This is a genomic window from Vibrio splendidus 12E03 (genome assembly GCF_000272105.2).
Classification (GTDB): Bacteria; Pseudomonadota; Gammaproteobacteria; order Enterobacterales; family Vibrionaceae; genus Vibrio; species Vibrio splendidus_I.
Genome location: NZ_AJZD02000254.1, coordinates 1 through 20,682, shown reverse-complemented (window position 1 = coordinate 20,682; position 20,682 = coordinate 1). Strand labels below are relative to the sequence as shown.

Here is a 20,682-nt window from a genome sequence, read left to right as displayed (position 1 = left end):
CATGAGAAAACTAATCACCATGGTCATGCTACTTGTTAGCCCTTACGTATTTGCCGCCGATGAAATCTATACCGGCTTCTTTAGCAGCAAGGCACTCGATGGCTACGATACCGTAGCTTACTTCACCTCAGGCAAGCCTGTTGAAGGCAGTAAACAATTCAGCACTGAATACAAAGGCGCGGATTGGTATTTCTCTTCTGAAAAGAATCTGACTTTATTTGTTAATAATCCTGAAAAATATGCCCCTCAATATGGTGGTTATTGCGCATGGGCTGTATCTGCCAAAAACGATTTTGCACCAGGCGATCCACAGTATTGGACCATAGTGGATGACAAACTTTACCTGAACTACGACCAAGAGATTCAGGAGACCTGGGAGAAAGACCGTGCACAGCATATTCAACAAGCCGATAAAGCTTGGCCGCAGCTGATTAAGTAAGGTAGCTTCATTATGATTGATAGTCCTTTTCGTTTACCACGTTACACGCCTTTTGGTTTAGGTGAGTCTGTTGTCGAGTGGGCAACTGGGCTATCTAAGCTAGACCGACTCTATCAAAATCGACAAAACGAGTTATCTAGCTTCGAATTCATGAATTACACCCTATCGGCACTCAATATCGACTACTCGGTTACATCGGGAAGCACAGAAAACATCCCGGAAGAAGGGCCTGTCGTGATTGTGGCGAACCACCCACTTGGCGCAATTGAAGGCGTGATCCTTGCCGATCTCGTAGGATCAGTAAGAAAGGATGTGAAGGTATTAGCGAATGAGTTACTCAAACGACTGCCTGAACTGGATGATCTTTTCATTGGCGTTGATGTGTTTAATGGTAAAGAGTCGAAACGCACCAATGCCAAAGCCATTCGAGATGCCAATCATCACTTAGCCGCTGGAGGGTTATTAATTGTGTTTCCAGCAGGTGAAGTATCAAGTTACCGTAAAGGGGCAAAAACACTGACTGACATAGAATGGAGCAAATCAGTCGCTAAGTTTGTTAAGCGCCATCAAGCCACTACGGTTCCTATCTTTATCAATGGCAAAAACAGCGAGCTTTTCTACCAAGCCGGCCGTGTGCATCCACTACTAAGAACCGCTTTGCTCGGTCGTGAACTTCTTAATAAACAGGCAACGACTATCTCTATCTCGATTGGAGCATCGATTCCGTATTCAGAGATAAAATCATTTGAAAAAGAGATGGATATCGTCAACTACCTACGACTCAATACCTACCTAATGAGTCAACAAGATAGTCCGACCACGACAATCCACGCACCCTCTTTTGATAACCAAGTGATTGCGCCTATTCCGCCAGAAGTGTTGGCAATAGAGGTCGATTCTCTTCCGGAAGAGATGAGGTTACTTGAGCAAGGGGACTTTGAGGTCTACTGCACGCCAAGCCAATCTATTCCAAACTTAATGCGCGAGATTGGCCGAGTCAGAGAAGAGAGTTTCCGTGAAGTTGGAGAAGGTAGTGGGCTTGCCTGTGATTTGGACGAGTATGACCTTTACTACCATCAACTGTTTGTGTGGAATAAAACTAAGGCACAACTGGTTGGCGCGTATCGACTCGGTATGGTCGACAAACTCATCGCAAAGCACGGGCTTGATCAGCTCTACTCTCGTAGCCTGTTTAACTACAACCAGGAATTCATTGATACTCTAGAAAACAGCATTGAGCTTGGGCGTTCCGTGGTGAGTAAACCTTATCAAAAGAGCCTTAACTCACTGCTGCTGCTGTGGAAAGGCATCGCGACCTTTGTGTCCCGCAACCCTAAATACACCCACCTATTTGGCCCGGTCAGTATCAGTAATGATTACAGCCACAATGCCCGCCTGTTGATCGCAACCACCTTATCAATTCACCACTACGATGAGGAAAAGGCGAATCTGGTTTCCCCTTCTTCACCACTCAATACCAGTAGTCATGTGTTCTGTCAGAATCACCTGCTTTCTTCATTGGCGAGTGTTCCCTTGCTTTCTAAAGTGCTAGCACGCATGGAGCAAGGAAAAGGCTTACCGGTACTGCTGCGCCAATACCTTGGGATGAATGGCAAGCTGGTGTGTTTTAACGTCGACCCATCGTTTAATGATGCGCTAGATGGTTTGATTGTGGTGAACCTTAAGAAAGTACCACTGAAAACCTTAGGTAAATACATGGGTAGAGAACTTGCTCAAGATTACCTAAAGCAGCACGCCCAACGCTGATTTAGCCCGAACTGTACCTACACTCAAATAAGTGCGATGATTTCAGCACTTATTTGGGTTAGGTTATTTTCATGCACACCTCTTTTATCGAACAACTACAAATCTTCGACTTCTCAGAAAGTCAGATTGAATCGCTAGTCGCTGTCGCCAAGCCGCTTGAGCTACCAACCAGACACATCCTAATCAATCAAGGTGAAATGGCGAGTTCAATCTACTTTGTACTTGAAGGCTTGTGCCACGCTTGTTATCTCACTAATGACGGTAAGCAATACAGCAAAGAGTTCTACTGGGAACAAGATTGGATCATCGGCTTTGAGAGTTTGATAAAAAACCAAGCGTCCCCTTACCTATTAGAAACGCTCACACCAATTACTATGTTAGAACTGCCAATGAATGCGGTTATCGAGTGGCGCGCATCAAACAACCCTTTGTATTTAAAGTTATTAGAAACTCAGCTGATGCATAAGGAAAACAAAGAACGCTTTATGCTGCTCTATACTCCCGAGCAACGCTATCAGCTTTTCTGCGAACACTACCCCGACCTTGAACAGCGCTTGAACGACAATCAAATTGCGGCCTATCTAGGAATAACCGCGATCAGCCTGAGCAGAATTAAAGGTCGAATTAACAATAGTTAATGCCAACAATCATCGCACATAGTACATTCAGAGCATCGATAACCTCTGGATGTAAACATGATCACTTGGCACTCAATTCCCTTCTCTGAACTTTCAACACAACAGCTTTATCAACTACTTAAATTACGAGTAGATGTGTTCGTCGTTGAGCAAAATTGCCCTTATCCAGAGCTCGACGGTAAAGATACAATCGCGGGTGTTGAACACTTGCTTGGCTATGCTGATGCAGAGTTAGTGGCGTGTGCACGCTTGTTACCACCAGGTACTTCTTACGACAACACGAGCATCGGCCGAGTGGCGACTAAGCAATCGGCAAGAGGTGATGGTTTAGGACATCAATTGATAAAAGAAGCGTTAACACGCTGTGAGGCTCTTTGGCCGAGCACGACTATCGATATTGGTGCGCAACAACACCTAGAAAACTTCTATGCGAGCCACGGCTTCAAAACGATCTCTGAGATGTACTTGGAAGACGATATTCCGCACGTTGATATGAGATTAGAGAAGTAATGTCGAATATCACTGTCGGTATCCTATTGCTGATTGCAGGTAACTTGTTTGCCTCGCTTTCCGACGTAGCGGTAAAACTGTTGAATGGCGAAGTGCCACCTCTTCAGTATATTTTTTTCCGACAGTTGATATCTCTGCTCATCATCACCCCTTTGTGGCTACAGCAGAAAAAGGAACAACGACGCTTACAGCAAGCCAAAGTGACCATCATACGCGGACAGCTGATATTAATTGGCAGTGGATGTATGGTTGTCGCGATTACCCATTTATCTTTGGCTACCGCCAACGCTGTATTTTATGTCGCACCCTTGTTGATGCTGCCTCTATCTATGTTTCTACTCAAAGAGCAACCGGCACTTGGTAAGGTCATCGCCACCACTATCGGTTTTATTGGCGCACTGATTGTCTTAAGGCCATCGCAATTTCATTGGGCCGCATTGTTTGCATTAGGCACAGCTCTGACGCTCGCACTGTTCAATGTATTGGTAAGAAAGCTTCCTAGTGAGCAAACGGTGGTCACTACGCTGTGGTGGACAACCTTATTCTCTATTCCAGCATCACTAATACTGTGCTTCCTATACTGGCAACCGGTATCTGTGGAGCATTTGGGATACATAGCACTCAGCGCAACACTCATATTGAGTTATAACGGACTTGCGGTTGCCGCCTATCAGAAAGCACACTCAAGCCAAATCGCCTTGGCTGAATATTCAGGCTTGGTGTTTGTCGCGCTAATAGGTGCCATTTGGTTCGATGAGATTCCAGATACATTAACCTTTATCGGTATCATGCTGATCATCTTGCCACTCGCCCCTTTCAAGCGACCAAAAAAAAGAGCTAATGCTTAGCTCTTTTCTATCATACTGTTGAGTTCGTAACTCAAACAAGGCACTTATTTACTACGGCCAAAGCCGCCATCAGACAAGCGGAAGAACATCACCGATGTGTTGCCTTTCTCTAACTGCAGGATATCAAGCTGCCCGGTCTCGGCCAGTTTGAATCGAACTAACTGGCCTTTACGAATCTGACTTAGTGGTTTGTCTGAGCCTTCAATACGCACTAGCGCATTCAAGTCCGACAACGGTAAATCGTTGTTTCGAAAAACCTGAGCTAACGTATCCCCTTGCTTTACGAGGTACTCCTGCCAGTTGTTGTTGCTCGGTTCTGATGAACTGTTCTTGGCATTTTGCTGTTCGCTTAAGCCAACGGTGTTTATCTCTAGCTCAACGCGCGATGTTGTTGGCGCAACGTCTACTTTAGGTTCTGGTAGCGGCACAAAAAGTAATATCAGTACGATCGGACAAATCACCATCAACAGTCTTTGGTGTAACTTCGGCAATGAGCCCCAAGTTTGCGCTGTCGAGGTTTTCATTTTCTTCACATCGATCGAACTCAATTTCTCTTTGACCTGATTCAGTCGATCCTTGAATTCTGCTAAGTGGTCAACTTTCTGTTTTTTCTTTTGACGACGATTCATACCACTGCGTCCTATACATTGAATAACTACAGTATAAAAACCAAAGTACCAACAGTATAGATCTTTCCGTCACAACAAGGCTCAAAGCGAGAAAATTGACATGGCTGTGATTTGGGCACGGTAAAGCGCAAGTGATCAGAGGCTAGCCGTTTCTTCACGCTGCTAATACTGGTATTCTTACCCTTTTCGTACTGACAAAAAGAGTGACTTTTCATGTCTGAAGTAAAATTTGAAACTGTAGAGCAAAAAGCTAGCTACGGTATCGGTCTACAAATGGGCCAACAACTTGCTGGTTCTGGTCTTGAAGGCCTAAACGTTGACGCAATCGCTGCTGGTATCGCAACAGCTCTAGTTGGCGACATGCCAGCTATCGAAGTTGACGAAATCAACAACGCACTACAAGAGCTACACACTCGTGGTGAAGCTGCACGTCAAGAACTAGCTAAAGCTGCTGCTGCTGACGGCGAAGCTTTCCTAGCTGACAACGCTCTTCGTTCAGAAGTAACGGTTCTTGAGTCTGGTCTTCAGTACGAAGTACTAACTGAAGGTACTGGCGAAATACCAACTGCAGACAAGCAAGTACGTGTTCACTACCACGGCGAACTAACTGACGGTACTGTTTTCGACAGCTCTGTATCTCGCGGTCAACCTGCTGAGTTCCCAGTAACTGGCGTAATTCAAGGTTGGGTACAAGCTCTACAAATGATGCCTGTTGGTTCTAAGTGGAAGCTATACATCCCTCAAGATCTAGCATACGGTGAGCGTGGCGCAGGTGCTGCAATCCCACCATTTGCTGCTCTAGTATTTGAAGTAGAACTTCTAGCAATTCTTTAATTTTTATAAAAACCTATAGTAAAACAAAATACTATAGGCAAATAAAATTGAAATAATCCAACGGCGATGTGACTACATCGCCGTTTTTCGTTTATAGTGAAAGAGTAAATTACTTTATTACTTAAGGACGAATAATGAAGAAAGTACTCATCACAGTTTTAAGCAGCCTTGCTGTTGTCTCTTGCGCTAGCACTAGTGACTCTGAACAAACCAGTTCATCATCAGATACTAACTATTCCCAACTATCCCAAACTGCACTAATGGCAGCAGTGAATATGTGGTCTCAACAAAACGAAACAACGCCGCTTGCAGATACCGTTGCCGACCAAGCTTCTGTTACCAGCGATCAAGCTATTGGCGGTATCGGTTCAATGTTGGCTCTTGCTCAAAACTCTCTTGGCACTGCTGACAACAAAGAACTTACAACGCTGATTCCTGGCATGTCGACTCTTGAGTCTACGGGGCTATCATCACTACTAAACTCACAAGGCGCAGTTGAAAGTGCCTTTTCTAGTTTAGGTATGGATCCATCGATGGTATCAACGTTTGCACCAATCATTCTGCAAACACTGCAATCTCAAGGCGCAACAAGCGGCTTGATGGATTCACTTGCAGCTATATGGCAATAACCGTTAGTTATTAATAGCTAGCTTAAGAATTTGATAAGGGCACTTCGGTGCTCTTTTTTATGCGTGGAAGAAAAGATATTTGAGATGAGATGAGATGAGATGAGATGAGATGAGATATTGTTGAAAAATGGAGCAGATAAGACAAGCAAAAATGCCAAACATCATGGTGCAATTTCTAATATCTATTCCTTATTCGACAGATACAAAAAAGCCGAGCTAATGCTCGGCTTTTGTATTAAGAATCTAGTATAGATTACTCAGCAGCTTCTTCAGCAGCTGGGCGGTCTACAAGCTCAATGTAAGCCATTGGAGCTTTATCACCAGTACGGAAACCACATTTAAGAATGCGAGTGTAACCACCTTGGCGAGCCGCGAAACGCGGGCCTAGTTCATTAAATAGTTTTGCTACAACTTCGTTATCACGAGTGCGAGCAAATGCAAGACGACGGTTAGCAACACTGTCTGTCTTAGCTAGGGTAATCAATGGCTCAATTACGCGACGTAGTTCTTTTGCTTTAGGCACGGTAGTTTTAATAACTTCGTGACGAACAAGAGAGCTAGCCATGTTGCTGAACATCGCTTTGCGATGACTGCTGTTGCGGTTGAGTTGACGACCACTTTTACGATGGCGCATGACCTAATCCTTCTAACTTTTCGATTAATCTTCAGCGATTGACGCTGGTGGCCAGTTTTCTAGACGCATGCCTAGAGAAAGACCACGTGAAGCAAGCACATCTTTAATCTCTGTAAGAGATTTCTTACCAAGGTTTGGCGTTTTAAGTAGCTCAACCTCAGTGCGCTGTACAAGATCACCGATGTAGTGAATCGCTTCTGCTTTCAAACAGTTAGCAGAGCGAACTGTTAGTTCAAGATCGTCTACAGGACGTAGTAGGATAGGATCGAATTCTGGCTTCTCTTCCTTCTCCTCAGGTACACGTACATCACGAAGATCTACGAACGCATCCAGTTGTTCAGCTAAAATAGTAGCTGCACGACGGATTGCTTCCTCAGGTTCTAGAGTACCGTTCGTTTCCATATCGATAACAAGCTTGTCTAAATCAGTACGTTGTTCTACACGTGCCGCTTCTACAGCGTAAGCGATTTTATCAACCGGGCTGTAAGTAGCGTCAACTAGTAGACGACCGATAGGACGCTCATCTTCTTCAGTATGGATGCGAGCTGAAGCTGGAACGTAACCACGACCACGTTCTACTTTGATACGCATAGCGATCTCAGCATTGTCATCCGTTAGGTGACAAATTACGTGCTCAGGGTTAGCGATCTCTACATCACCATCGTGGGTGATGTCACCTGCAACAACAGGGCCTGAGCCTGATTTGTTCAGTGTAATAAACACTTCATCTTTGCCTTCAGCAACGCGTACAGCCAAACCTTTAAGGTTTAGAAGGATTTCCAGGATATCTTCCTGAACGCCTTCTTTAGTGCTGTATTCGTGTAGCACACCTTCAATTTCAACTTCTGTTACGGCACAACCCGGCATAGAAGATAGAAGAATGCGGCGAAGAGCATTACCTAGAGTGTGGCCGAAACCGCGCTCTAATGGCTCAAGAGTTACTTTCGCGTGTGTCGTATTGATCTGTTCAATGTCAACAAGACGCGGCTTAAGAAATTCTGTTACAGAACCCTGCATTGTGTCCTCTCTTTTTTTAACCTTACTTAGAGTAAAGTTCGACGATCAAGTGTTCATTGATGTCAGCTGATAGGTCAGAACGCTCAGGCATACGCTTGAATGTACCTTCCATTTTGCCAGCATCTACTTCAATCCAAGTTGGCTTTTCACGTTGTTCAGCAACTTCTAGAGCCGCTTTAATACGAGATTGCTGTTTAGCTTTCTCGCGGATAGAAACAACGTCGTTTGCCGCTACTTTGAAAGAAGGAACGTTTACAACTTTACCGTTAACTAGGATAGACTTGTGGCTAACTAGTTGACGAGATTCAGCACGAGTAGCGCCAAAGCCCATACGGTAAACTACGTTATCAAGACGACCTTCAAGAAGCTGAAGCAGGTTTGCACCTGTGTTGCCTTTAAGACGTGCAGCTTCTTTGTAGTAGTTGCGGAATTGTTTTTCTAGAACGCCGTAGATACGACGAACTTTTTGCTTCTCACGAAGCTGAACGCCATACTCAGATAGACGACCGCGACGAGCGCCGTGTACACCTGGTGCGTTATCAATTTTACACTTGGTATCGATCGCACGGACACCAGACTTAAGGAATAAGTCAGTACCTTCGCGACGGCTAAGCTTCAGCTTAGGACCCAAATATCTTGCCATGATCTTTCTCCAATATTCCTAGAAACGAAACTTAAACGCGACGTTTCTTAGGTGGACGACAACCGTTATGAGGGATTGGTGTCGCATCAACAATGTTAGTGATACGGAAACCAGCAGCGTTCAGTGCACGAACAGTAGATTCGCGACCTGGACCTGGACCCTTAACCATAACTTCCAAGTTCTTTAGGCCATATTCTTTAGCCATTTCACCACAACGCTCAGCTGCAACTTGTGCTGCGAACGGAGTAGATTTACGAGAACCACGGAAACCTGAACCACCTGCTGTAGCCCATGCAAGAGCGTTGCCTTGACGGTCAGTGATAGTTACGATTGTGTTGTTGAAAGAAGCATGAATGTGCGCTACGCCATCAGCTACTTGCTTGCGTACGCGCTTACGCGCGCGAGTTGGTTGTTTTGCCATTGTACTCTACCTTATCCGACTATTTCTTGATCGGCTTGCGCGGACCCTTACGGGTGCGAGCGTTGGTTTTAGTACGCTGTCCACGTAGTGGTAGACTGCGACGATGACGAAGACCGCGGTAACAGCCAAGGTCCATAAGACGCTTGATGTTCATCGATACTTCACGACGTAGATCACCTTCTACAGTGTACTTAGCTACACCATCACGCAGTTGATCGATCTGCTCTTCAGTTAGTTCACTGATCTTAGCATCTTCAGCAATACCCACTTCAGCTAGAATAGCTTGAGAGCGAGTTTTACCGATACCGTAGATTGCAGTAAGTGCAATTACAGAATGCTTATGATCAGGAATGTTAATGCCGGCTATACGGGCCATTATTCACTCCTAAGGGGTTCATAAAAGAATTATCCGCAGCAAAGCCCGTTATGGATACGCTGCGGCATACTACTTCTTTTGCACGCAAAAGGTAGGCCGAGGAATATACTCGACTCTACCTTGTATTTCAAGTAAAAATTTCTGCTAATTAGCCTTGGCGTTGCTTATGCTTTGGCTCACTGCAAATCACGCGAACGACACCGTTACGCTTGATAACTTTACAGTTACGGCAGATTTTTTTAACGGAAGCACGAACTTTCATTGCTAAACTCCGTAAATGGAATCGAAATAATTACCACCGAATTAACGGCCGTAACCTTTCAGATTCGCTTTCTTTAACACAGAATCATACTGTTGTGACATCAGATGAGTCTGTACCTGTGCCATGAAATCCATGATAACTACCACTACGATTAGTAGTGATGTGCCGCCGAAGTAGAAACGAACGTTCCACGCGACCATCATGAACTCAGGAATCAGACATATAAAAGTAATGTATAGAGCGCCCGCAAGGGTTAGTCTAGTCATCACTTTATCGATATATTTCGCTGTCTGCTCACCTGGGCGGATACCGGGTACGAATGCACCAGACTTCTTCAAGTTATCAGCTGTTTCACGTGGGTTAAACACCAACGCTGTATAGAAGAAACAGAAGAAGATTATAGCTGCTGCATAAAGCATTACATACAAAGGTTGACCTGGGCTAAGAGCTAATGACACGTCAGTTAACCAACCGAACGCGCTGCTTTCACCATTTTGACCAAACCACTGTGCTAATGTTCCTGGGAACAGAATAATACTCGATGCAAAAATCGCTGGAATAACACCTGCCATATTAATCTTAAGAGGCAAGTGAGAGCTTTGTGCTGCAAAAACTTTACGACCTTGTTGACGTTTCGCATAGTTAACGACGATACGACGTTGACCACGCTCCATGAAAACTACGAAGTAAATAACAGCAAAAGACAATACAGCAATCAACAGCAGAAGAAGCACATGCAATTCACCTTGACGCGCTTGCTCGATTGTTTGACCGATTGCAGAAGGCAATCCAGCAACAATACCTGCAAAAATCAGAATGGAAATACCATTACCGATTCCTCGCTCAGTGATTTGTTCACCTAACCACATTAAGAACATGGTACCAGTTACTAAACTCACGGTAGCAATAAGCGTAAACATGGTTTGGTTGATAACAACCAGATTGTCGACCATGTTTGGTAAGCCTGTTGCGATACCAATAGCTTGGAATGTTGCAAGTACAAGCGTGCCGTAGCGTGTATATTGGCTTATCTTACGACGGCCTGCTTCACCCTCTTTCTTGAGTTCCGCTAACGCTGGATGAACTACAGTTAGCAATTGGACTACGATCGATGCCGAAATGTACGGCATGATACCCAATGCTAATATAGATGCACGCTCAAGAGCACCACCGGAGAACATGTTAAACATTTCAACGATGGTACCTTTTTGCTGATCGAACAAATCGGCAAGTACAGCTGCGTCAATACCAGGGATCGGCACAAAAGAGCCGGCTCGGAATACTAAAAGTGCACCAATTACGAATAATAAGCGCGACTTTAGTTCACTTAAGCCGCTCTGAGCACTACGAAAATCTTGTCCTGGTTTCTTAGCCATCTGTACCTCGTTCCTCGAGATTATTCCTCGATTTTACCGCCTGCAGCTTCGATTGCAGCTTTAGCGCCTTTAGTCACGCGTAGACCTTTAACAGTCACAGCTTTGCTTAGGTCACCAGAAAGAACGATCTTAACAAATTCGATGTTCTTAGTGATAACGTTAGCAGCTTTAAGGCTGTTAAGATCAACTACGTCACCTGTTACTTTCGCTAGCTCAGCTAGACGAACTTCAGCAGACACTAGGCTCTTACGAGAAGTGAAACCGAATTTAGGTAGACGTTGTTTTAGAGGCATTTGACCGCCTTCAAAACCTGGACGAACAGAGCCGCCAGAACGTGACTTTTGACCTTTGTGACCGCGGCCACCTGTTTTACCAAGGCCAGAACCGATACCACGACCTACACGCTTCTTAGAAGGTTTAGAGCCAGCAGCCGGTGATAGAGTATTCAAACGCATTCTGATTACTCCTCAATCTTAACCATGTAGTAAACCTTGTTGATCATACCGCGTACGCACGGAGTATCTTCAAGTTCTACTGTATGGTTGATGCGACGAAGACCTAGACCTTTAAGACACGCTTTGTGCTTAGGTAGGCGACCAATTGAGCTTTTAGTTTGAGTTACTTTAATAGTTGCCATCGTGTGCTTACTCCGAAATAGATTCAACAGTTAGACCACGTTTAGCAGCAACCATTTCTGGTGACTTAACGTCTACTAGAGCACCAATCGTTGCACGAACGATGTTGATCGGGTTCGTTGAACCGTATGCTTTAGAAAGTACGTTATGTACGCCCGCAACTTCAAGTACAGCACGCATTGCACCACCGGCAATAACACCTGTACCTTCTGCAGCTGGCTGCATGTAAACTTTAGAGCCCGAATGACGACCTTTCACCGGGTGGTGAAGAGTGCCTTCGTTAAGCGATACTGTAACCATGTTACGGCGCGCTTTTTCCATTGCTTTTTGAATCGCAGCAGGTACTTCACGAGCTTTGCCGTAACCGAAACCTACGCGACCGTTACCGTCACCAACTACTGTTAGTGCAGTAAAGCTCATGATTCGACCACCTTTAACCGTCTTAGATACACGGTTAACTGCGATCAGCTTTTCTTGCAAATCATTAGCTTGTTGTTGTTCTTTAGCCATCTTCCAACCCTACCTTAGAATTTCAGACCAGCTTCGCGAGCAGATTCTGCTAGCGCCGCTACTCGACCGTGGTATTGGAAACCAGAACGATCAAATGCAACTGAAGCTACGCCTTTTTCAAGAGCGCGCTCAGCAACAGCTTTACCAACTGCTTTAGCTGCATCAACGTTACCAGTGTTCTTAACTTGCTCACGGATCGCTTTTTCTACAGTAGAAGCAGCTGCGATAACCTCAGAGCCGTTTGCCGCGATAACTTGTGCGTAAACATGGCGAGGAGTACGGTGTACTACCAGGCGAGTTGCACCAAGTTCTGCAATCTTACGACGTGCACGTGTAGCACGACGGATGCGAGATGCTTTCTTATCCATAGTGATACCTTACTTCTTCTTAGCTTCTTTAGTACGCACATTTTCATCTGCGTAACGAACACCTTTGCCTTTGTAAGGCTCAGGAGCACGGTAAGAACGAATGTCAGCCGCAACTTGACCTACTACTTGCTTATCGCAACCAGTAATGATGATCTCAGTTTGGCTAGGGCACTCAGCTTTAATACCTTCAGGTAGAGCGTGCTCTACTGGGTGAGAAAAACCAAGAGTTAGAGCTACAGAGTTGCCTTTCATAGCAGCACGGTAACCAACACCCTTAAGAGTTAGCTTCTTAGTGAAGCCCTCAGTAACACCCACAACCATGTTATTAACTAGAGCGCGAGCTGTACCAGCTTGTGCCCATGCGTTAGTAACACCTTCTTTCGGACCGAAAGTTAGGTTGGTTTCTTCCTGTGCAATAACTACGGCGCTGTTAAGAACGCGAGTAAGCTCACCTTTGCTACCTTTTACAGTAACTTCTTGGCCGTTTAGTTTCACCTCTACGCCAGCTGGAATAGCGACAGGTGCTTTAGCAACACGAGACATAATCTACTCCTTAAGCTACGTAACAGATGATTTCACCGCCAAGACCTGCTTTACGAGCAGCACGGTCAGACATCAGACCCTTGGAAGTAGAAACAACTGCAATACCAAGACCACCCATCACTGTAGGTAAAGAGTCTTTATTTTTATAAACTCTTAGACCAGGACGTGATACACGCTTGATTTGCTCGATTACAGGTTTAGCTTGGAAGTACTTAAGAGTAACTTCTAGCTCAGGTTTTGCTTCGCTGTTAACAGCGAAGTCTACGATGTAACCTTCAGCTTTAAGTAATGCAGCAATTGCAACTTTAAGCTTTGAAGAAGGCATTTTTACAGCAACTTTGTTTGCTGCCTGACCGTTACGAACTCGGGTCAGCATATCCGAAATCGGATCTTGCATGCTCATAAGATTTACTCCAAATGATTAAGTGGCAATTACCAGCTAGCCTTACGAAGACCCGGAATCTCGCCTTTCATGCAAGCTTCACGAACCTTAATGCGGCTTAGACCGAATTTACGTAGGTAACCGTGTGGACGACCAGTTTGGTTGCAACGGTTGCGCTGACGTGATGCACTTGAATCACGTGGAAGAGATTGCAGTTTAAGAACCGCATTCCAACGATCTTCTTCAGATGCGTTTACATCGCTAATGATAACTTTTAGCGCAGAACGCTTTTCAGCGAACTTAGCTACTAGTTTTGCACGTTTAGCTTCACGTGCTTTCATTGATTGTTTAGCCATAACAGTAACCCTACCCTTACTTACGGAATGGGAAGTTAAAGGCAGCCAGCAGAGCTCGGCCTTCCTCATCGGAACCCGCAGAAGTCGTGATAGTGATATCAAGACCGCGGACACGATCGACTTTATCGTAGTCGATTTCCGGAAAGATGATTTGCTCGCGAACACCCATGCTGTAGTTACCGCGACCGTCAAAAGACTTAGCGCTAACACCACGGAAATCACGTACACGTGGAAGTGCGATAGAGATTAAACGCTCTAAAAATTCCCACATGCGCTCACCACGCAAGGTTACTTTACAACCAATTGGGTAGCCTTCACGAATTTTGAAACCAGCTACAGATTTACGCGCTTTAGTGATAAGTGGCTTTTGACCAGAGATCGTTGCCATATCAGCTGCTGCGTTTTCTAGCAGTTTCTTATCGTTGATTGCTTCACCAACGCCCATGTTTAGGGTGATTTTCTCAATCCTAGGGACTTGCATGACGCTTGTGTAGCTGAACTCTTTGGTAAGCTCAGCGACTACAGACGACTTGTAGTAATCATGCAGTTTCGCCATAGTAGAACTCCAAATTACTTCTAATTAGTTAGAAACAGTTTCGCCGTTAGATTTGAAGAAACGAACTTTCTTGCCATCTTCGATACGGAAACCGATACGGTCTGCTTTACCAGTAGCCGCGTTAAAAACAGCAACGTTAGAAGCATCAATAGCTGCTTCTTGTTCAACGATGCCACCTTGTTGACCTAGAGCCGGAACCGGCTTTTGGTGTTTCTTAACAAGGTTGATGCCTTCAACGATAACTTTACCAGTTGTCAGAACCTTAGTTACTTTACCTTTCTTGCCTTTATCTTTACCAGCAAGAATGATTACTTCGTCATTACGACGGATTTTAGCTGCCATATTGCCGCTCCTTACAGAACTTCAGGTGCTAGTGATACAATCTTCATGAATTTCGCGTTACGAAGTTCACGAGTCACAGGACCAAAGATACGTGTGCCGACTGGTTGCTCAGTAGTGTCATTTAACAATACACAAGCATTACTGTCGAAGCGAATGACAGAACCGTCTGGGCGACGAACGCCTTTACGGGTGCGCACTACTACCGCCTTCAGAACATCACCTTTCTTTACTTTACCGCGAGGAATCGCTTCCTTCACTGTAACCTTGATGACGTCACCGATATGTGCATAACGGCGGTGAGAGCCACCCAGAACCTTAATACACATTACCTTGCGCGCGCCAGAGTTATCTGCTGCGTCAAGTGTACTTTGCATCTGGATCATTGTTAGTGCTCCGCTAAATATTAAAACTAGACCCTCTCGGGTCGGGCTGCCTCTTTAAAAGGGACGCGAATTGTACCACCCTTTTTTTAAATTGGGTAGACAAAAAACAAGCGGCTCCAAAAAATTATTTGGAGCCGCTTATAAGTTATAGAATTACAAAGATTAAATCTTCGCTTTTTCTAGAACTTTAACCAATGTCCAAGACTTAGTCTTAGACAGAGGACGACACTCAGCGATTTCAACTTTGTCGCCTAGGCCACAAGTGTTGTCTTCGTCGTGTGCGTGTACTTTAGTCGTGCGTTTGATGAACTTACCGTAAATTGGGTGTTTTACAGTGCGTTCAATAGCAACAACGATAGACTTGTCCATCTTGTCGCTTACTACACGGCCTTGCTGGATGCGGTTAGTTTCGCTCATTATGCGCCTGCCTTTTCAGTCAAAACAGTTTTCACACGTGCGATGTCACGGCGTACAGCTTTTAGAGTATGAGTTTGCTGTAGTTGACCAGTTGCAGCTTGCATGCGCAAGTTGAACTGTTCACGTAGCAAATTCAATAGCTCAGCGTTAAGCTCTTCAACGTTCTTTTCGCGTAGATCTTGTGCTTTCATCACATCACCTGCTTAGTTACAAAAGTAGTTTTAACAGGCAGTTTACGTGCCGCTAGGCGGAACGCTTCACGTGCCAACTCTTCAGGTACGCCATTCATCTCGTACATAACTTTGCCTGGTTGGATTTGAGCAACCCAGTACGCAACTGAACCTTTACCTTTACCTTGACGAACTTCAAGAGGCTTTTCAGTAATCGGCTTGTCTGGGAATACACGGATCCAGATTTGACCTTGACGCTTAATGTGACGTGTCATAGCACGACGTGCCGCTTCGATTTGACGTGCAGTCAGACGACCACGGCCAACAGCTTTAAGACCGAATTCGCCGAAGCTTACTTCAGTACCTTTAGCTAGACCACGGTTACGACCAGTCATAACCTTGCGGAACTTAGTACGTTTTGGTTGTAGCATCGTTCGACTCCTTACTTACGGCCTTTACGCTGCTTCTTAGGCTTATCGCCTTTTGGCTCTACTGCGTTAGCAGCTGGCATACCGCCTAGAATCTCACCTTTGAAGATCCAAACTTTAATGCCGATCACACCGTATTGAGTGTGAGCCGAAGAAGTTGCGTAATCAATGTCTGCACGTAGAGTGTGTAGAGGCACACGGCCTTCACGGTACCACTCAGAACGTGCGATTTCAGCACCGCCAAGACGGCCGCCTACTTGTACTTTGATGCCTTTAGCGCCTAGACGCATAGCATTTTGTACCGCACGCTTCATTGCACGACGGAACATAACACGACGCTCTAGTTGAGACGCGATGCTATCAGCTACAAGCTGACCATCTAGCTCAGGCTTACGTACTTCAGCGATGTTAATTTGCGCTGGTACACCTGCGATTTTAGCTACAGCTGCGCGTAGCTTCTCTACGTCTTCACCTTTCTTACCGATAACAACGCCAGGACGAGCAGTGTGAATAGTCACACGAATGCTCTTAGCTGGACGCTCGATAACGATACGAGATAATGATGCTTTTTGTAGTTCCTTTGTAAGGAACTGACGTACCTTGAAGTCGCCGTCTAGGTTGTCAGCGAATTCGTTGGTATTAGCAAACCATGTAGCATTCCAAGGCTTAACGATGCCAAGACGAATACCATTAGGATGTACTTTCTGACCCATTGCTTACTCTCCTAGTCTTTAGCGATCTGCTACAACAATAGTGATGTGGCTTGAACGCTTCAAGATACGATCCGCACGACCTTTAGCACGAGGCATAATACGCTTCATGATAGGGCCCTCATCTACGAAGATTTTAGCGACATTTAGATCGTCGATATCTGCACCTTCGTTATGTTCCGCGTTAGCGATAGCTGACTCAAGAACCTTCTTAACCAATACAGCAGCTTTTTTGTTGCTGAAAGTTAGAATTTCTAGAGCTTGGTCTACCGACTTACCGCGAATTTGGTCTGCAACTAAGCGAGCTTTCTGTGGAGAAATACGAGCAAAGTTATGTTTAGCTAAAGCTTCCATCATCTACTCCTTATTTCTTCTTAGCTTTCTTATCTGCAGCATGACCGCGATAAGTACGAGTTGGTGCAAATTCGCCCAGTTTGTGACCGATCATTTCTTCGGTAACGAAAACTGGAACGTGCTGACGACCATTATGGACAGCGATGGTCAAACCAATCATTGTTGGGATGATCATTGAGCGACGGGACCAAGTCTTAATAGGCTTTTTGTCTCCGCTTTCCACCGCTTTCTCTACCTTCTTCAGCAAGTGTAGGTCAATAAAAGGACCTTTCTTGAGAGAACGTGGCATGGCGATTCCTCTTTATAAATTATTTAGTGCGACGACGTACGATGTACTTGTCAGTGCGCTTGTTCTTACGAGTCTTGAAGCCCTTAGTAGGAACGCCCCAAGGAGAAACTGGGTGACGACCACCAGATGTGCGGCCTTCACCACCACCATGTGGGTGATCCACCGGGTTCATTACTACACCACGTACGGTTGGACGTACGCCGCGCCAGCGTGAAGCACCAGCTTTACCAAGTTCACGTAGCATATGCTCAGAGTTACCAACTTCACCGATCGTTGCACGACCTTCAGAAAGTACTTTGCGCATCTCACCAGAACGTAGACGGATAGTTACGTATGCACCATCGCGAGCGATGATTTGAGCATAAGCACCAGCCGAACGAGCTAGTTGAGCACCTTTACCAGGCTTAAGTTCAACACAGTGTACAGTAGAACCTACTGGGATGTTGCGCATCGGCAGAGTGTTACCTGCTTTGATTGCAGCATCTACGCCAGATTGAATCTGGTCGCCTGCGTTAACACCTTTAGGTGCAATGATGTAACGACGCTCACCGTCTGCGTACAGAACTAGAGCGATGTTAGCACTACGGTTTGGATCGTATTCTAGACGCTCAACTTTCGCTGGGATGCCATCTTTAGTACGTTTGAAGTCAATTACACGGTAATGGTGCTTATGACCACCACCGATGTGACGTACTGTAATACGACCGTTGTTGTTACGACCACCGTTCTTAGAGTTTTTCTCTAGAAGTGGTGCGTATGGCTTACCCTTGTGTAGGTCAGCGTTAACAACTTTAACGACGTGACGACGACCAGGGGAAGTCGGCTTACATTTAACAATAGCCATTTTTACTACTCCTGTTATTCCGCGCCGCCAACGAAGTCAAGATCTTGACCTTCTTTCAAAGTAACGTAGGCTTTTTTCACGTCTGAACGACGGCCTTCACGCATACCTTGACGTTTGGTCTTACCCTTTAATACAAGAGTATTTACAGACTTAACTTCAACTTCAAATAGCTTTTCTACAGCTGCTTTGATCTCTTTCTTAGTTGCATCTTTAGCTACTTTGAAAACGATAGTGTTCGCTTTCTCAGCTGCCATAGTTGCTTTTTCAGAGATGTGCGGAGCACGTAGAACTTTTAAGATACGCTCTTCAGTGATCATGCTAGCATCTCCTCAACTTGCTTAACTGCGTCAGCAGTCATTAGAACCTTGTCGAAAGCGATTAGTGATACTGGATCAACACCAGCAACATCACGTGCATCTACTTTGTATAGGTTACGAGCAGCTAAGAATAGATTTTCATCTACTTCGCCAGTCACAATCAGAACGTCGCTTAGCTCAAGCTCTTTAAGCTTAGCTACAAGTTCTTTTGTTTTTGGTGCTTCTACAGAGAAGTTATCAACAACGATTAAACGCTCTTGACGAACTAGCTCAGAAAGAATGCTCTTCATAGCACCGCGGTACATTTTTTTGTTTACTTTTTGGCTGTGATCTTGTGGTTTCGCAGCAAAAGTAACACCACCTGTACGCCAGATTGGGCTACGAATTGTACCAGCACGTGCGCGGCCAGTACCTTTTTGACGCCATGGCTTAGCGCCACCGCCAGATACTTCAGAACGAGTCTTTTGAGCACGAGTACCTTGACGAGCACCTGCTGCATATGCAACAACTACTTGGTGTACAAGAGCTTCGTTGAAGTCACGTCCGAAAGTAGTCTCGGAAACAGTTAGTGCATCAGCACCTTTAACCATCAATTCCATTACTTACTCCTAGACGTTATGCTTTAACAGCAGGTTTTACGATCACGTTTCCGCCTGTTGAGCCCGGTACTGCACCTTTAATAAGGAGTAGATTGCGCTCAGCGTCAACACGTACGATCTCTAGGTTTTGAGTCGTTACACGCTCAGCACCCATGTGACCTGCCATTTTCTTGCCTTTAAACACGCGGCCTGGAGTTTGACATTGGCCAATTGAACCCGGTGCGCGGTGAGACAAAGAGTTACCGTGAGTCATATCTTGAGTAGAGAAGTTCCAACGCTTGATAGCGCCTTGGAAGCCTTTACCTTTAGATGTACCAGTAACGTCTACTTTTTTAATTTCGTTGAAAAGTTCTACGTTTAGCTCAGCGCCAACTTCAAACTCTTCGCCGTTTTCTAAACGGAATTCCCAAAGACCGCGACCTGCTTCTACACCCGCTTTCGCGAAGTGACCAGCTTCAGGTTTAGTTACACGGTTAGCTTTCTTAGCACCAGTAGTTACTTGGATTGCTGCGTAGCCGTCTGTCTCAAGAGTTTTAACTTGAGAAATACGGTTCGCTTCAACCTCAACAACAGTTACTGGGATAGAAACGCCTTCTTCAGTAAATACGCGGGTCATACCCACTTTACGTCCGACTAGACCAATCATTATTCTTATCTCCCTTAACCTAGGCTGATTTGAACATCAACGCCAGCTGCAAGATCAAGACGCATTAGAGCATCAACAGTTTTATCTGTTGGCTCAACGATGTCGATCAAACGCTTGTGAGTACGGATTTCGTACTGATCACGTGCATCTTTGTTGACGTGTGGAGAGGTAAGAACAGTGAAACGCTCTTTACGAGTAGGAAGTGGAATAGGACCACGAACCTGTGCGCCAGTACGTTTTGCTGTTTCAACGATTTCCGCAGTTGAAGCATCGATTAGCTTGTAATCAAACGCTTTAAGGCGGATACGAATACGTTGGTTCTGCATGAGACAGAGCTCCAATTATTAAAAATTACACAAACAATATCGCCACTCAAACCCGATAAAACGAGAGAATGCCGATTGATTTATGTGAAACCGTAGCATCCAAAATTAGGACGCATTGTCAGTTAACTTTTGAAGCAAACAAAAAGTTTACTATTTTTATTAACCGCGAACATAAGCTGAGTATACATTACTAGGTAAGACCTACTCCTCAGTGCTCATTGGTTCACAACCAGCGTTAGCCAGTGCGATGCATTATACAGATCACACTTTAGTATGCAAGTAGTGTTGGAAAAATAATCGGAATTTATTGGAAGTTGGTTTTGTATCGAGAGAGAAGAAGATAGATGGAATGTGATATTTCTTTAGAGAAAACAAAAGGGAAGCCGAAGCTCCCCTTTTTCAGATGCGTGCTCTTCTAATGAAGAGTGTGCAAAAATCTAAATGCTATTAAGCGAAGATTTTAGCTACAACACCAGCACCAACT

General features: G+C 45.0%; 36 protein-coding genes. 7 read left to right on the top strand and 29 right to left on the bottom strand.

All coding sequences use genetic code 11. From position 1 onward, the window contains the following. Position 1 precedes the first annotated feature (1 nt). From A142_RS16165 to A142_RS16145, 5 genes are all read left to right on the top strand, one after another. Complete coding sequence (locus tag A142_RS16165; RefSeq protein ID WP_019825480.1) at positions 2-439, top strand: YHS domain-containing (seleno)protein; 438 nt, start codon at positions 2-4, stop codon at positions 437-439. A 12-nt stretch (positions 440-451) separates the two neighbouring features. Beyond that, a complete protein-coding gene (locus A142_RS16160; RefSeq protein WP_019825478.1) occupies positions 452-2,206 on the top strand; it encodes a lysophospholipid acyltransferase family protein in 1,755 nt (584 codons plus the stop codon). A 71-nt stretch (positions 2,207-2,277) separates the two neighbouring features. Further along, positions 2,278-2,844, top strand: a complete 567-nt coding sequence (locus A142_RS16155; protein ID WP_019825476.1) for a Crp/Fnr family transcriptional regulator — start codon at positions 2,278-2,280, stop codon at positions 2,842-2,844. Between the two features lie 57 nt (positions 2,845-2,901). Next, the gene (locus A142_RS16150) at positions 2,902-3,354 is read left to right on the top strand and encodes a GNAT family N-acetyltransferase (protein WP_019825474.1); all 453 of its coding nucleotides are present in this window, start codon (positions 2,902-2,904) and stop codon (positions 3,352-3,354) included. Beyond that, on the top strand, positions 3,354-4,202 hold the full coding sequence (locus tag A142_RS16145; protein ID WP_019825472.1) for a DMT family transporter: 849 nt from the start codon (positions 3,354-3,356) through the stop codon (positions 4,200-4,202). Before A142_RS16150 ends, A142_RS16145 begins: the two co-directional genes overlap by 1 nt. A 44-nt stretch (positions 4,203-4,246) precedes the next feature. Here the strand turns inward: A142_RS16145 and A142_RS16140 are convergent, their stop codons facing one another. After that, positions 4,247-4,831, bottom strand: a complete 585-nt coding sequence (locus A142_RS16140) for a LysM-like peptidoglycan-binding domain-containing protein (protein ID WP_029405662.1) — start codon at positions 4,829-4,831, stop codon at positions 4,247-4,249. A gap of 213 nt (positions 4,832-5,044) precedes the next feature. On the opposite strand from A142_RS16140, the gene A142_RS16135 reads away from it, so the two are divergent. Next, a complete protein-coding gene (locus A142_RS16135) occupies positions 5,045-5,665 on the top strand; it encodes an FKBP-type peptidyl-prolyl cis-trans isomerase (RefSeq protein WP_008220519.1) in 621 nt (206 codons plus the stop codon). A gap of 134 nt (positions 5,666-5,799) precedes the next feature. Further along, positions 5,800-6,294 carry a DUF2780 domain-containing protein gene (locus A142_RS16130; protein WP_019825468.1) on the top strand — a complete coding sequence of 165 codons (495 nt, stop codon included), beginning with the start codon at positions 5,800-5,802 and terminating at the stop codon, positions 6,292-6,294. A 253-nt stretch (positions 6,295-6,547) separates the two neighbouring features. Here A142_RS16130 and rplQ read toward each other — a convergent pair whose 3' ends face one another. The 28 genes from rplQ to rpsJ form a co-directional block, all read right to left on the bottom strand. Continuing rightward, positions 6,548-6,928, bottom strand: coding sequence for a 50S ribosomal protein L17 (rplQ, locus tag A142_RS16125; RefSeq protein WP_004729812.1), 381 nt, complete (start codon positions 6,926-6,928; stop codon positions 6,548-6,550). A 24-nt stretch (positions 6,929-6,952) separates the two neighbouring features. Next, a complete protein-coding gene (locus A142_RS16120) occupies positions 6,953-7,945 on the bottom strand; it encodes a DNA-directed RNA polymerase subunit alpha (protein ID WP_004729813.1) in 993 nt (330 codons plus the stop codon). Between the two features lie 22 nt (positions 7,946-7,967). Continuing rightward, the gene (gene rpsD, locus A142_RS16115) at positions 7,968-8,588 is read right to left on the bottom strand and encodes a 30S ribosomal protein S4 (protein WP_004738777.1); all 621 of its coding nucleotides are present in this window, start codon (positions 8,586-8,588) and stop codon (positions 7,968-7,970) included. Positions 8,589-8,619: 31 nt separating this feature from the next. After that, the gene (gene rpsK, locus A142_RS16110; protein ID WP_004738778.1) at positions 8,620-9,009 is read right to left on the bottom strand and encodes a 30S ribosomal protein S11; all 390 of its coding nucleotides are present in this window, start codon (positions 9,007-9,009) and stop codon (positions 8,620-8,622) included. A 19-nt stretch (positions 9,010-9,028) separates the two neighbouring features. Beyond that, positions 9,029-9,385: a 30S ribosomal protein S13 gene (gene rpsM, locus A142_RS16105; protein ID WP_004738779.1), complete on the bottom strand. Its 357-nt coding sequence runs from the start codon at positions 9,383-9,385 to the stop codon at positions 9,029-9,031. A gap of 148 nt (positions 9,386-9,533) precedes the next feature. Next, positions 9,534-9,647, bottom strand: coding sequence for a 50S ribosomal protein L36 (gene rpmJ / locus A142_RS16100; RefSeq protein WP_000868186.1), 114 nt, complete (start codon positions 9,645-9,647; stop codon positions 9,534-9,536). Positions 9,648-9,688: 41 nt separating this feature from the next. Next, complete coding sequence (gene secY, locus A142_RS16095; protein ID WP_004738781.1) at positions 9,689-11,023, bottom strand: preprotein translocase subunit SecY; 1,335 nt, start codon at positions 11,021-11,023, stop codon at positions 9,689-9,691. 20 nt (positions 11,024-11,043) lie between these two features. Continuing rightward, positions 11,044-11,478: a 50S ribosomal protein L15 gene (rplO, locus tag A142_RS16090; RefSeq protein WP_004736758.1), complete on the bottom strand. Its 435-nt coding sequence runs from the start codon at positions 11,476-11,478 to the stop codon at positions 11,044-11,046. Between the two features lie 5 nt (positions 11,479-11,483). Beyond that, positions 11,484-11,660 (bottom strand): 50S ribosomal protein L30, encoded by a 177-nt coding sequence (gene rpmD, locus A142_RS16085; protein WP_004736756.1) that lies wholly within the window; start codon positions 11,658-11,660, stop codon positions 11,484-11,486. Positions 11,661-11,667: 7 nt separating this feature from the next. Beyond that, on the bottom strand, positions 11,668-12,168 hold the full coding sequence (gene rpsE / locus A142_RS16080) for a 30S ribosomal protein S5 (RefSeq protein ID WP_017061307.1): 501 nt from the start codon (positions 12,166-12,168) through the stop codon (positions 11,668-11,670). 14 nt (positions 12,169-12,182) lie between these two features. Next, positions 12,183-12,536 (bottom strand): 50S ribosomal protein L18, encoded by a 354-nt coding sequence (gene rplR / locus A142_RS16075; RefSeq protein WP_004738784.1) that lies wholly within the window; start codon positions 12,534-12,536, stop codon positions 12,183-12,185. A gap of 9 nt (positions 12,537-12,545) precedes the next feature. Then, positions 12,546-13,079 carry a 50S ribosomal protein L6 gene (gene rplF / locus A142_RS16070; RefSeq protein WP_017063712.1) on the bottom strand — a complete coding sequence of 178 codons (534 nt, stop codon included), beginning with the start codon at positions 13,077-13,079 and terminating at the stop codon, positions 12,546-12,548. Between the two features lie 10 nt (positions 13,080-13,089). Further along, positions 13,090-13,482, bottom strand: a complete 393-nt coding sequence (rpsH, locus tag A142_RS16065) for a 30S ribosomal protein S8 (RefSeq protein ID WP_017061309.1) — start codon at positions 13,480-13,482, stop codon at positions 13,090-13,092. A gap of 29 nt (positions 13,483-13,511) precedes the next feature. Further along, a complete protein-coding gene (gene rpsN, locus A142_RS16060) occupies positions 13,512-13,817 on the bottom strand; it encodes a 30S ribosomal protein S14 (protein WP_004738789.1) in 306 nt (101 codons plus the stop codon). 16 nt (positions 13,818-13,833) lie between these two features. Next, entirely contained in the window at positions 13,834-14,373 is a 540-nt protein-coding gene (rplE, locus tag A142_RS16055; protein WP_004738790.1) for a 50S ribosomal protein L5, read from the bottom strand. Positions 14,374-14,397: 24 nt separating this feature from the next. Next, the gene (gene rplX, locus A142_RS16050) at positions 14,398-14,715 is read right to left on the bottom strand and encodes a 50S ribosomal protein L24 (protein WP_004738792.1); all 318 of its coding nucleotides are present in this window, start codon (positions 14,713-14,715) and stop codon (positions 14,398-14,400) included. 11 nt (positions 14,716-14,726) lie between these two features. After that, entirely contained in the window at positions 14,727-15,098 is a 372-nt protein-coding gene (gene rplN / locus A142_RS16045) for a 50S ribosomal protein L14 (RefSeq protein ID WP_004736740.1), read from the bottom strand. A 162-nt stretch (positions 15,099-15,260) separates the two neighbouring features. After that, entirely contained in the window at positions 15,261-15,515 is a 255-nt protein-coding gene (rpsQ, locus tag A142_RS16040) for a 30S ribosomal protein S17 (protein WP_004736739.1), read from the bottom strand. Further along, positions 15,515-15,706 carry a 50S ribosomal protein L29 gene (rpmC, locus tag A142_RS16035; RefSeq protein ID WP_004736737.1) on the bottom strand — a complete coding sequence of 64 codons (192 nt, stop codon included), beginning with the start codon at positions 15,704-15,706 and terminating at the stop codon, positions 15,515-15,517. The genes rpsQ and rpmC overlap by 1 nt, the downstream gene beginning before the upstream one ends. Then, entirely contained in the window at positions 15,706-16,116 is a 411-nt protein-coding gene (rplP, locus tag A142_RS16030) for a 50S ribosomal protein L16 (protein WP_004736736.1), read from the bottom strand. Before rplP ends, rpmC begins: the two co-directional genes overlap by 1 nt. 11 nt (positions 16,117-16,127) lie before the next feature. Beyond that, on the bottom strand, positions 16,128-16,826 hold the full coding sequence (rpsC, locus tag A142_RS16025) for a 30S ribosomal protein S3 (protein ID WP_004736734.1): 699 nt from the start codon (positions 16,824-16,826) through the stop codon (positions 16,128-16,130). Positions 16,827-16,844: 18 nt separating this feature from the next. After that, complete coding sequence (gene rplV / locus A142_RS16020; RefSeq protein WP_004736732.1) at positions 16,845-17,177, bottom strand: 50S ribosomal protein L22; 333 nt, start codon at positions 17,175-17,177, stop codon at positions 16,845-16,847. A gap of 10 nt (positions 17,178-17,187) precedes the next feature. Then, positions 17,188-17,466, bottom strand: a complete 279-nt coding sequence (gene rpsS / locus A142_RS16015) for a 30S ribosomal protein S19 (protein ID WP_004736729.1) — start codon at positions 17,464-17,466, stop codon at positions 17,188-17,190. A 19-nt stretch (positions 17,467-17,485) separates the two neighbouring features. Further along, positions 17,486-18,310: a 50S ribosomal protein L2 gene (gene rplB, locus A142_RS16010; protein WP_010435149.1), complete on the bottom strand. Its 825-nt coding sequence runs from the start codon at positions 18,308-18,310 to the stop codon at positions 17,486-17,488. A gap of 14 nt (positions 18,311-18,324) precedes the next feature. Beyond that, on the bottom strand, positions 18,325-18,627 hold the full coding sequence (gene rplW, locus A142_RS16005) for a 50S ribosomal protein L23 (protein ID WP_004736765.1): 303 nt from the start codon (positions 18,625-18,627) through the stop codon (positions 18,325-18,327). After that, positions 18,624-19,226, bottom strand: coding sequence for a 50S ribosomal protein L4 (gene rplD, locus A142_RS16000; protein WP_004738803.1), 603 nt, complete (start codon positions 19,224-19,226; stop codon positions 18,624-18,626). Before rplD ends, rplW begins: the two co-directional genes overlap by 4 nt. A 16-nt stretch (positions 19,227-19,242) precedes the next feature. Further along, on the bottom strand, positions 19,243-19,872 hold the full coding sequence (rplC, locus tag A142_RS15995) for a 50S ribosomal protein L3 (protein ID WP_004736763.1): 630 nt from the start codon (positions 19,870-19,872) through the stop codon (positions 19,243-19,245). Positions 19,873-19,886: 14 nt separating this feature from the next. Then, a complete protein-coding gene (rpsJ, locus tag A142_RS15990; RefSeq protein WP_004736761.1) occupies positions 19,887-20,198 on the bottom strand; it encodes a 30S ribosomal protein S10 in 312 nt (103 codons plus the stop codon). Positions 20,199-20,682 lie beyond the last annotated feature (484 nt).